Source organism: Streptomyces sp. S3(2020) (genome assembly GCF_013044505.1).
In the GTDB taxonomy this organism is placed as follows: Bacteria; Actinomycetota; Actinomycetes; order Streptomycetales; family Streptomycetaceae; genus Streptomyces.
Map to the genome: position 1 here is coordinate 1 of NZ_JABERD010000269.1, position 11,311 is coordinate 11,311.

Annotated in this window: 5 protein-coding genes, 1 tRNA gene and 1 pseudogene; all 7 read right to left on the reverse strand. The window is 71.9% G+C overall.

Annotated features, from left to right (window positions below):
* Window positions 1-143: 143 nt before the first annotated feature.
* A tRNA-Thr gene (locus tag HLK59_RS43945) sits at window positions 144-217 on the reverse strand.
* 119 nt (window positions 218-336) lie between these two features.
* Window positions 337-1,944, reverse strand: a complete 1,608-nt coding sequence (locus tag HLK59_RS43950; RefSeq protein WP_171147277.1) for an alpha/beta hydrolase — start codon at window positions 1,942-1,944, stop codon at window positions 337-339.
* Window positions 1,945-2,069: 125 nt separating this feature from the next.
* The gene (locus HLK59_RS43955; RefSeq protein ID WP_171147278.1) at window positions 2,070-3,275 is read right to left on the reverse strand and encodes a DNA polymerase III subunit delta'; all 1,206 of its coding nucleotides are present in this window, start codon (window positions 3,273-3,275) and stop codon (window positions 2,070-2,072) included.
* 176 nt (window positions 3,276-3,451) lie between these two features.
* On the reverse strand, window positions 3,452-6,697 hold the full coding sequence (gene tmk, locus HLK59_RS43960; protein ID WP_171147279.1) for a dTMP kinase: 3,246 nt from the start codon (window positions 6,695-6,697) through the stop codon (window positions 3,452-3,454).
* A 157-nt stretch (window positions 6,698-6,854) separates the two neighbouring features.
* On the reverse strand, window positions 6,855-9,674 hold the full coding sequence (topA, locus tag HLK59_RS43965; protein ID WP_171147280.1) for a type I DNA topoisomerase: 2,820 nt from the start codon (window positions 9,672-9,674) through the stop codon (window positions 6,855-6,857).
* Between the two features lie 247 nt (window positions 9,675-9,921).
* Window positions 9,922-10,119 (reverse strand): hypothetical protein, encoded by a 198-nt coding sequence (locus HLK59_RS43970; RefSeq protein WP_171147281.1) that lies wholly within the window; start codon window positions 10,117-10,119, stop codon window positions 9,922-9,924.
* 145 nt (window positions 10,120-10,264) lie between these two features.
* A pseudogene (locus HLK59_RS43975) lies at window positions 10,265-11,311 on the reverse strand (septum formation family protein); the annotation flags it as partial.

The following is an 11,311-nucleotide window of genomic DNA, read 5'->3' on the forward strand; positions in this document are numbered from 1 at the left end:
CGCCAGGGGCGTACCGGAGTAACCACTCATCACCCACCTCCCCTCCCATCGTGCCGCGCCGAACGGGATATGTCCGCCCGGACCACAACCCCCACCGAACGCAAAAGCCCAGCTCAGACAGTGTCTGAGCTGGGCTTGAAAAGAGCCGCCTTCGGGATTCGAACCCGAGACCTACGCATTACGAGTGCGTTGCTCTGGCCATCTGAGCTAAGGCGGCGCGCCGTCCGCACTATGGTGCGATCAGCAACGTCGGTAAGTCTACACAGTTTCCGAGGGTGCTCCGTACCGGCCTCGGAGGCGGGGGTTCCGGGGCCGGTGGGCATACCCGCAGAGGGTCTATGAGCAGCGTTTTCCCTTGGTCGGCGGGGTCCCTCGGAGGAGGTACCTGTCGATCGTGGAGTCGATGCAGACACTGCCGCGACCGTAGGCGGTGTGCCCGTCGCCCTCGTAGCTGAGGAGGCGGGAGGAGGACAGCTGGGTGGCGAGGGCGCGGGCCCAGCGGTACGGGGTGGCCGGGTCGCGGGTGGTGCCGACGACCACGATCGGGGCGGCGCCCCTCGCGGTGATGCGATGCGGCTCACCCGTCGCCCTCACCGGCCAGTACGTGCAGTTCAGCGAGGCCCAGGCCAGGCCCTCGCCGAAGACGGGGGACGCCTTCTCGAACTCGGGCAGCGCGTCCCGCACCTGCTCCGGTGAGCTGAACGCCGCGGGGAGGTCCAGGCAGTTCACCGCCGCGTTGGCGAACATCAGGTTCGAGTAGCGGGCGTCGGCGTCCCGCTCGTAGTAGCTGTCGGAGAGGACCAGCAGCCCCGCACCGTCGTTCTCCCGCATCGCCGAGGTCAGCGCCTCGCGCAGCTGCGCCCAGGCACCCTCGTCGTACATCGCCGCGATGACCCCGGTGGTCGCGAGGGACTCGCCGAGCTTGCGGCCGTCCACATCACCCGTGGGGATCGGCCGGGCGTCGAGCTTCTCGAAGAACGCCTTGAGGTTCCTGCCGACCGCGCCCACCTTCGTGCCCAGCGGACAGTCCGGCTGCTGCACACAGTCCCGCGCGAACGACTGGAACGCCGTCTCGAACCCAGCCGTCTGGTCGACGTTCAGACGCCGTGCGGGCAGGGACGGGTCCATCGCGCCGTCCAGGACCAGCCGGCCCACCCGGTCCGGGAAGAGGCCCGCGTACGTCGCCCCGAGGAAGGTTCCGTACGACGCCCCGACGTACGTCAGTTTCCCGTCGCCCAGTGCCGCCCGCAGGATGTCCATGTCCCGCGCCGCCTCGACGGTGGACACATGCCGCAGCAGCTCGGGCGCGTCAGCTCCGCAGCCCTCCGCGAACTTCCGGTACGCGGCGACGAGTTCCTCGGTCTCCTCCTCGTCGTCGGGTGTCGTGTCGGTCTGCGTGTACGCGTCCATGTCGCGCCCGTCCAGGCACTCGACGGGCTCGCTGCGGGCGACGCCGCGCGGGTCGACCGCGACCATGTCGTAGCGGGCGCGGACCTCGGCGGGGTAGCCGATCCCGGCGTACGCCTGGAGGTAGCCGATCGCCGAGCCGCCCGGTCCGCCCGGGTTCACCAGCAGCGAGCCGAGCGCCTTGCCGGAGCCGGTCGCCTTCTTGCGGGCGACCGCGAGGCGTACGTCACCGTCGCCCGCGTTGTCGTAGTCGAGCGGTGCCTTCATCGTGGCGCACTCGAAACCGGGCACCCCGCAGCTGCGCCAGTTCAGCTTCTGCCCGTAGTACTGCGACAGGGCGGCCGGCGTGGACTTCGGCAACGCGGCCAGCGCCGCCGCCTCCGCGGCCGAGCCGGCCGAACCGCTCCCCGCCGAGCAGGCGGACACGACCAGCGCGGCGACGGCGAGGAGGGCACCGCCGGTGCGCGAACGCCGGTGACGCGGCGGGTCGATCGGGTCGATCGGGTGTGCCGGGCGGAGACTGCGCCTGATGTGCATCGACCGAGCGTAACTCTGCGCAGCCTTCCGATTGCCCTCCGTGCACCTTGCGGCTCGTACGAGGTACCTGGTCAACCTCCTGTTGATCGTTCGCGAGCGATACCGCGATACCGCGGTTCGGTGGCTCAGCCCGCTCTGAGCGCCATCGTCATCGCCTCGACGGCGAGCAGCGGCGCCACGTTGCGGTCGAGGGCGTCGCGGCAGGCGGCGATCGCCTCGATCCGGCGCAGCGTCGACTCCGGGGAGTTGCCGCGAGCCAGTCGTTCCAGAGCGTCCTGGGAGTCCTCATTGGCGATCGCCACCCGGGAGCCGAGCTGGAGGGCGAGGACGTCGCGGTAGAAGCCGGTGAGGTCGGTCAGGGCGAGGTCGAGGCTGTCGCGCTGGGTACGGGTCCGGCGCCGCTTCTGCTTGTCCTCCAGGTCCTTCATCACCCCCGCCGTACCACGCGGCATCCGCCCGCCCTGGGCCGCGCCCATCGCCGCCTTCAGCTCCTCGGTCTCCTTGCCGTCCATCTCCTCCCCGAGCAGCTTGGCGTCCTCGGCGGCCGCGTCCACGAGCTCCTGGGCGGCCTTGAGGCAGCCGCCGATGTCCTCGACGCGGAGCGGCAGTTTGAGCACGGCGGCCCTGCGCTCCCGCGCGGCGGGGTCGGTGGCCAGCCGTCGGGCCCGGTCGACATGCCCCTGTGTGGCCCGTGCGACGGCCGCGGCCACGCCGGGCTCGATGCCTTCCCGTCGGACGAGGAGGTCGGCGACCGCGTCGACGGAGGGTGTGCGCAGATTGAGGTGCCGGCAGCGGGAGCGGATGGTGGGCAGGACGTCCTCGATGGACGGGGCGCACAGCAGCCAGACGGTACGGGGAGCGGGCTCCTCGACGGCCTTGAGCACCGCGTTGGCCGACTTCTCGTTCAGCCGCTCGGCATCCTCGACGAGGATCACCTGCCAGCGGCCGGTCGCCGGAGAGGTGTACGACTTGCGGACGGTGTCCCGCATGTCGTCGGCGAGGATCTGCGTGCCGACGGCGGCGACGGTGGTGACGTCCGCGTGCGTGCCGATGAGCGCCGTATGACACCCGTCGCAGAACCCGCACCCGGGGACCCCGCCGAGCGCGCGGTCGGGGCTCACGCACTGCAACGCGGCGGCGAAGGCCCGCGCGGTCTGCGTCCGGCCGGCCCCGGGCGGACCGGTGAACAACCACGCGTGCGTCATCTTCGACGCCTCGGGCGGCGGGGCGCCGGTGCCGGCCGCGGTGACGAGCGCGTCGGCGTCCCGGGCGGCGGCCCCGAGCTGCTCGCTCACCTTCTCCTGGCCGACGAGGTCGTCCCAGACGGTCATGGGTGGTGCCGCCCTTTCGTCACGGTGGGGGGTGCGGAGTCCATTGTGCGGGGTGGCACTGACAACGGGCCTCCGTCATGGAATCGACCGGACGACCGGACGACCTGGTGACTCGGACGACCAAGCGACCCGGACGACCGGACGACCCGGGCAAGCGGGCAACCGAGCGCCAGGCCTCAGCCCCGGCGTCCCCGCCCCCGTCGCCCGTTCCCGTCGCCGAACTCGTCACCCTCACGCGGGCCCAGCAGCTCGTCCGCCAGCGACGGCAGGTCGTCCAGCGGCGTCTCCTCGGCCCAGTCGGACCGCGCCCGCCGCCGGGGCGCCCCCGCCTCGTCGACCTGCGGCATCTCCCGCGTACGGTCCTCGGTCCCGTCCGGCCCCGCCTGGTCCTCCCGGAAGAACCCCGGCGGCACCCGATCCGCGGGAGCCTCACCCGGAACCGGCGGCAGCACAGCGGTCTCGTCGGCGGCACCCGGCACGACGGGCGGCAGCACCGCCGTCTCATCGGCGGCCCTCACCGGAGGCAGCACAGCCGTCTCGTCAACCGCACCCGGCACGACAGGCGGCAGCACCGCCGTCTCATCAACCGCCCCGGCCGGCGGCTTGGGCAGCTCGGCCGTCACCTCGTTGTCGGCGGCCCCCTCGGGCTTCTCCTCCCGCACCGGAGGCTTCTCGTCCCGCACCGGCCGCAGCACGGTCGTCTCCTCCACCGGCCCGCCCGACGTGTGCGTCGGCGTCACCACCGGCGTGGGCACGGTCGCCGCCTCCGGAGGGGCGGCCGCAGGCGGCGCCGGCTTCTTCGGCCCCGCCTCCGCGGCCGCCGTGGCCTGCTCGGCGAGCCGTCGCGCCTCCTCGGCCCGCAGCAGCGCCTCCTCGGCCTTGCGCTGCTTCTCCACCCGCCGCGCCTCGGCCTCGGCCCGCAGCCGGGCCTCTTCCTCGGCCTGCTTGCGGCGCCGCTCCTCCTCGACCTTGCGCCGCGCTTCCTCCTCGGCCCGCGCCTTCTCCTCGGCGAGGAGCCGGGCCCGCTCCTCCTCGGCACGCTTGCGCGCTTCCTCGGCCCGCAGCCGGGCCTCCTCCGCCTGCCGCTCGGCCTCGCGCCGCTGGGCCTCCTCCAGCTCGCGCCGCTTGCGCTCCTCCTCCTCGGCGCGCAGCCGCTCCAGCTGCTCCTGGCGCTCACGCTCCAGGCGCTCCTCCTCGGCCTTGCGCGCCGCCTCTTCCTCGGCCTTGCGGCGCGCATCCTCCTCGGCCTTGCGCCGGGCCTCCTCCTGCTCACGGATCTCCTGCTCGGAGAGCGGCAGGAGCTGGTCGAGCCGGTGGCGTACGACGGTCGTGACGGCCTCGGGCTCCTGGCCCGCGTCGACGACGAGATAGCGCCCGGGGTCGGCGGCGGACAGCGTCAGGAACCCGGACCGCACGCGTGCGTGGAACTCCGCCGGCTCCGACTCCAGCCGGTCCGGCGCCTCGGTGAACCGCTCGCGGGCGATCTCCGGGGACACGTCGAGGAGCACGGTCAGGTTCGGCACCAGTCCGTCGGTCGCCCAGCGGTTGATGCGGGCGATCTCCGTCGGGGACAGGTCGCGGCCCGCTCCCTGATAGGCGACGGACGAGTCGATGTAGCGGTCCGAGATCACGACCGCGCCCCGCTCCAGCGCGGGCCGCACCACGGTGTCCACGTGCTCCGCGCGGTCGGCCGCGTACAGCAGCGCCTCCGCGCGGTGCGAGAGCCCGGCGCTGGACACGTCGAGCAGGATCGACCGCAGCCGCTTGCCGACGGGCGTCGCCCCCGGCTCGCGCGTCACCACGACCTCGTGGCCCTTGGCCCTTATCCACTCGGCGAGCGCCTCGGCCTGGGTGGACTTGCCGGCCCCGTCGCCGCCCTCCAGGGCGATGAAGAAGCCGGAGGACGCGGGCGCCGTCACCGGGTCGTCGCCGCCCAGCAGCGCGTCCCGCAGATCGTGCCGCAGCGGCACACCGGAACGGTCGTCGACCTTGGCGAGGACCAGCGCGGCCACCGGCAGCAGCAGCGCGCCGACCAGCATCAGCGTGAACGCGGCGCCGCCGTGCGCGAACACGAACTTGCCGCTCTCCAGCCGGTGCGGCCCGATCAGCGCGGCCACCAGCGGGGCGATCACCGCGCCGAGCGCCACGAAGACCCGTACGACCGCGTGGAGATGCTCGGTCGTGCGCCCGCGCCGGTAGTCCTCGGCCTCCTGGTCGAGGAGTGTGTGCCCGGTGTTGGCGGCCACGCCCGCGCCGATGCCGGCGAGCGCGACGATCAGCACCACCGTCGTCACGTCCGGGACCAGGCCCGCGGCCAGCAGCGCGATGCCCGTGAAGGCGATCGCCAGCGCGAGCAGCCGGCGCCGCGAGAGCGAGACCAGCACCTTGGGCGCCGTACGGATGCCGACGACGACCCCGCCGGTCAGCGCCAGGACCAGCAGGCCGTACGTCACCGGGCCGCCGCCCAGGTCCTTGGCGTGCAGCACGGCCACGGCGACGGCGGCGGAGATCGCCCCGGCGACGGCCGCGGAGGCCAGCACCAGCAGCGGGAGCACTCCGGTGCGGCCCTTGTCGACGCCGGTGCCCGTCTTGGGGCGGCGCATGCCCTCCAGCGGGGAACGCGCGCGTGGAGTGCGGGTGTCGGGCAGTTCCAGGAAGGTCAGCACGGACAGGGACGCGGCGAACAGACCGGCCGCGACATACGAGGCGAGGGCCGCCTGGTGCTGCGCGAACCAGTCGATGCCGGCGCCCAGCAGGTTGTTGACCAGCGAGGCCGCGATCAGTGCGGCGGCGGCGAGCGGGATCGCCACGAAGCCCGTACGCAGCGACAGGCGGCGCAGCGCGTCCATGTGGTCCGGCAACGGCCGTACGGTCGCGCCCTCCGGCGGCGGGGCCGGCAGCAGGGCGGGCGCCGCGCTCTCGCGGCACACCGTCCAGAAGCGCTCGGCGACTCCGGTCACGAAGGCGGTCACCAGGAGGACCGCCAGTGCGTTGTCCGGCGTCCAGTCGATCCACAGGGGCGCGACGATCAGCGCCAGCGTCCGCACGGCGTCGGCGCCGACCATGGTCCAGCGGCGGTCGAGCGGTCCCTCCTGGGAAGTGAGGGACGTCAGCGGGCCGAGGAGTACCGCCCCGAAGAGCAGGGTGGCCAGAATGCGCACCCCGAAGACGGTCGCCACTGCGAACGCCACGCCTCGGTAGCCGCCGCCGAAGGAACCCTCGGCGATCGCCGCCTGGAGGGCCAGGACGACCAGCACCAGGAGGGCCAGTACGTCGCCGACACCCCCCACCAGCTGCGCGCTCCACAACCTCCTCAGCTGCGGTCGGCGCAACAGGGCGCGGACGGCGCGCTCGCGGGAGTCCGCGGCAAGGGCGTCGTCGGGGGCCGGGTGGTGGGCCGTTGGCTGCTCGGCTCGCGTCATGCTTTCAGCCTATCGGGCAGCACCGACAGCCTGCGGCGCCCATCCGAACGTGCGCACGCCCCGACACCAAACCGATGCCGGGGCGTTCGTTTTGCGAACCCGAGGTGAAGGTCCGCGGCGCGACTCAGTCGTGTCAGTCCTCGGAACAGTTCTCGGATCAGTCCTCGGAGGACGCCGTCTTCGAAGCCGTCGCCTTCTTGGCGGTGGTCTTCGCCGTCGTCTTCTTGGCGGCCGTGGTCGTCTTCTTCGCGGCGGTCTTCTTGGCGGCCGTCGCCTTCTTGGCCGGGGCCTTCTTCGCGGGGGCCTTCTTCGCCGTCTTCTTGGCGGGGGCCTTGGCGCGCTTCTCGGCGAGCAGCTCGTAGCCGCGCTCGGGGGTGATCTCCTCGACGCTGTCGCCGGAGCGCAGGGTCGCGTTGGTCTCCCCGTCGGTCACGTACGGCCCGAAGCGGCCGTCCTTGACCACGACCGGCTTCTCGCTGACCGGGTCCGTGCCCAGCTCCTTCAGCGGCGGCTTGGCGGCGGCCCGGCCACGCTGCTTGGGCTGGGAGTAGATCTCCAGCGCTTCTTCGAGCGTGATCGTGAAGAGCTGGTCCTCGGTCTGGAGCGAGCGCGAGTCCGTGCCCTTCTTCAGGTACGGCCCGTAGCGCCCGTTCTGCGCGGTGATCTCCTGGCCCTCGGCGTCGGCGCCGACGACTCGGGGCAACGACATCAGCTTGAGCGCGTCGGCGAGCGTCACCGTGTCCAGCGACATCGACTTGAACAGCGAGGCCGTACGCGGCTTCACGGCGTTCTTGCCGGTCTTCGGGGTGCCCTCGGGGAGCACCTCGGTGACGTACGGGCCGTAGCGGCCGTCCCGCGCGATGATCTGGTGGCCCGACTCCGGGTCGGCGCCGAGCTCGAAGTCACCGCTCGGCTTGGCGAGCAGCTCCTCCGAGAGCTCGATGGACAGCTCGTCCGGGGCGAGGTCCTCCGGCACGTCCGCACGCTGGTGGCCCTCGGAGTCCTTCTCGCCGCGCTCGATGTACGGCCCGTAGCGGCCGACCCGCAGCACGATGCCGTTGCCCACGGGGAACGACGACACCTCGCGCGCGTCGATCGCGCCCAGGTCGGTCACCAGCTCCTTGAGACCGCCGAGGTGGTCCCCGTCGCCGTTGCCGGCGATCGCCGCGCCGCCCTCGGTGCCCTCTCCGAAGTAGAACCGCTTCAGCCACGGCACGGACTGGGCCTCGCCCCGCGCGATGCGGTCAAGGTCGTCCTCCATCTTGGCGGTGAAGTCGTAGTCGACGAGCCGCCCGAAGTGCTTCTCCAGGAGGTTGACCACGGCGAAGGACAGGAAGGACGGGACGAGTGCCGTGCCCTTCTTGAAGACATAGCCGCGGTCGAGGATCGTGCCGATGATCGAGGCGTACGTCGACGGACGGCCGATCTCGCGCTCTTCGAGCTCCTTGACCAGGCTGGCCTCGGTGTAGCGGGCCGGGGGCTTGGTGGCGTGCCCGTCGACCGTGATCTCCTCGGCGCTGAGCCGGTCGCCCTCGCTGACCTGGGGCAGCCGGCGCTCGCGGTCGTCCAGCTCGGCGTTCGGGTCGTCCGCGCCCTCGACGTAGGCCTTCAGGAAGCCGTGGAAGGTGATCGTCTTGCCGGAGGCGCTGAACTCGACGTCCCGGCCGTCGGCGGCGGTGCCCGCGATCTTCACGGTCACGGAGTTGCCGACCGCGTCCTTCATCTGGGAGGCGACGGTCCGCTTCCAGATCAGCTCGTAGAGCCTGAACTGGTCGCCGGTCAGTCCGGTCTCGGCAGGCGTGCGGAAACGATCACCCGAGGGGCGGATCGCCTCGTGCGCCTCCTGCGCGTTCTTGACCTTCCCGGCGTACGTCCGCGGGGCGGACGGCAGGTAGTCGGCGCCGTAGAGCTGGGTGACCTGGGCACGGGCCGCGGAGACAGCGGTGTCGCTGAGCGTCGTGGAGTCCGTACGCATATAGGTGATGAAGCCGTTCTCGTACAGCTTCTGCGCGACCTGCATGGTCGCCTTCGCACCGAAGCCGAGCTTGCGCGAGGCCTCCTGCTGGAGCGTCGTCGTACGGAACGGGGCGTACGGCGAGCGGCGGTACGGCTTGGACTCGACGGACCGGACGGCGAACTGCGTCTGCTCCAGGGCGGCGGCCAGCGCGCGGGCGTTGGCCTCGTCGAGGTGGAGGGTGTTGGCGCCCTTGATCTGGCCCAGGGAGTCGAAGTCGCGGCCCTGCGCGACCCGCTTGCCGTCGACGCTCTGGAGGCGGGCGACGAGGGTCGAGGGGTCGCTGGAATCCCCCGCGCGGCCGGTCGCGAAGGTGCCCGTCAGGTCCCAGTACTCGGCGGAGCGGAACGCGATGCGCTCACGCTCCCGCTCGACTACGAGCCGGGTGGCGACGGACTGGACACGGCCCGCCGACAGACGGGGCATGACCTTCTTCCACAGGACCGGCGAGACCTCGTAGCCGTAGAGACGGTCGAGGATGCGTCGGGTCTCCTGGGCGTCGACCAGCTTCTGGTTGAGCTCGCGCGGGTTGGCCACGGCGGCCTGGATCGCGGCCTTGGTGATCTCGTGGAAGACCATCCGCTTGACCGGGACCTTGGGCTTGAGCACTTCCTGGAGGTGCCACGCGATGGCCTCGCCCTCGCGGTCCTCATCGGTGGCGAGGAAGAGCTCGTCGGAGTCCTTCAGCAGGTCCTTGAGCTTCTTGACCTGAGCCCTCTTGTCGGCATTGACGACATAGATCGGCTCGAAGTCGTGCTCGACGTCCACGCCGAGCCGGCGGACCTCGCCGGTGTACTTCTCCGGCACCTCCGCGGCGCCGTTGGGGAGGTCGCGGATGTGCCCGACGCTCGCCTCGACGACGTACCCAGGGCCGAGATAGCCCTTGATCGTCTTCGCCTTGGCAGGCGACTCGACGATGACGAGTCGGCGGCCGCCCTTTGCGGTCTCGCTGGTCGGGGACAACTTCGCTCTTCTCTCCGGTCGACGCTGGGGCCTCCCCAGGCGCCTTCATCCCGGGGTCGGGTCATGGTGACGCTGCGGAGTGTGACGGTACATCCCGCCCCCGTGTCAAACGGGAAAAGCCCGCAACGGCCACTCGAACGGTAACCCGACTACCGCCATTCCTGCCGCCCGGAGTACCCACCGGCTATTTCGAGCCTTACCGGAGGGAGACCTCCCGATTACCGGGACCTCGGCTTTTCCATGATCCTCAGATACGGGTGAGGCACCAGGCGCCGAGGCCCAGCGCCACCACCGCGGCGAGACCGGCGAGGGTCGCCGATGCGACCGGGTTCACACCGTGCGCGACGGGTTCGCGCTGCCGTACCCGGGCCGCGGTCCACACCAGAAGCCCGCCTCCGAACAGGGCGAACACCACGCCCGCGAAGATCGCCGGTCCCCTCTCCATGACGCCCCTGCCCCCTTTTGCCCCGTCCGCGCGTGTCCAGCCCCGGGAGGTTGACACGCGCGGACGGCGGCCAGGCGAACCTGAGGTGAACGCGGGACCGACGCCGCTGTGGACTGCCCCCGCGCCCCCGCTCACGGCCCGCGGCTCAGACCGATCCGGGCGCGGGTATCTTTCCGGTCGTCTTCGTGTTGTCGGTCCGTCCCACGGTGCACACGGCCTTCTTGAACCCCTGGTTCCAGTCGTCCTCGTCGGCGACCCAGCCGAACACGGCCCGCTCCGAGCCCGGCGCCCAGGTCGACTCGAATTTGTTGCCGCAGAGTTTGGTCGCGTTGTCGGCGCCTTTCTCGTAGTTCATGCCGCCGGGTGCCTGGACCATGCCTATGACCTGGTCCGTGTGCGGTTTCACGCAGTCGGTGAGCGGGGCGTTGTAGCCGTCGTCCCCCTCCTCGTAGATCCAGCAGTCGCCGACACTCATCTGACCGACCCACAGATTGGAGCCCTCGTCGCGGAACCGGCCCACTTCACCGCCTATCGCGGCATGGCGTCCGAGTACGAGACATGCCGTACCGCTGTTGGCCACGGTGAAGCCCTCCTTGGTCGGTACGACGGCGTAGCCGGCCGCGTCCGGCAGGGCGTCGACGACCGCGCGCGTCTGGTTCGCGCAGCGTCCGGCGCCCTCGGCGGCCGCGTCCGCGGCGTCGGTGGCCGTGTCGACCGCGACGACCTGACCGTCGGGCCAGTCCTCGGAGCAGCTCACCTTGCCCAGGTTGGGCACCGACTTGAACGGCGTCCCCGACCAGACCGCCTGCACACAGTCACCGGTCTCCAAGGGCTCGCTGAGCCCGACGACATCGCCGTACGGCAGCACGGGCCCGGTCGGCGGCGCCGAGGACTTGGGCACGCTGGAGGTGGGCGGCTTCTTCGGGGTGGCGGTGTCGTCGCCACCGTCGTCCCCGGTCAGCGAGACGGCCAGCCAGGTGCCGCCGGCGACGACGAGCACGGCGGCCACGACGAGCGCGACGACAGCGAGCCGCTTCTTGGAGGGCGAGGGCGGGGGCGGCGGTCCGCCACCAGGGACACCCGTCCCGCCCGCACCCCAGCCGGCGCCATAGGTGCCGCCGGCGTACGGCGGGGCGGGGCTTCCGGCGCCGGAGGCGGCGCCCGCGTACGGCGGGGTGGGGCTGCCCTGGTA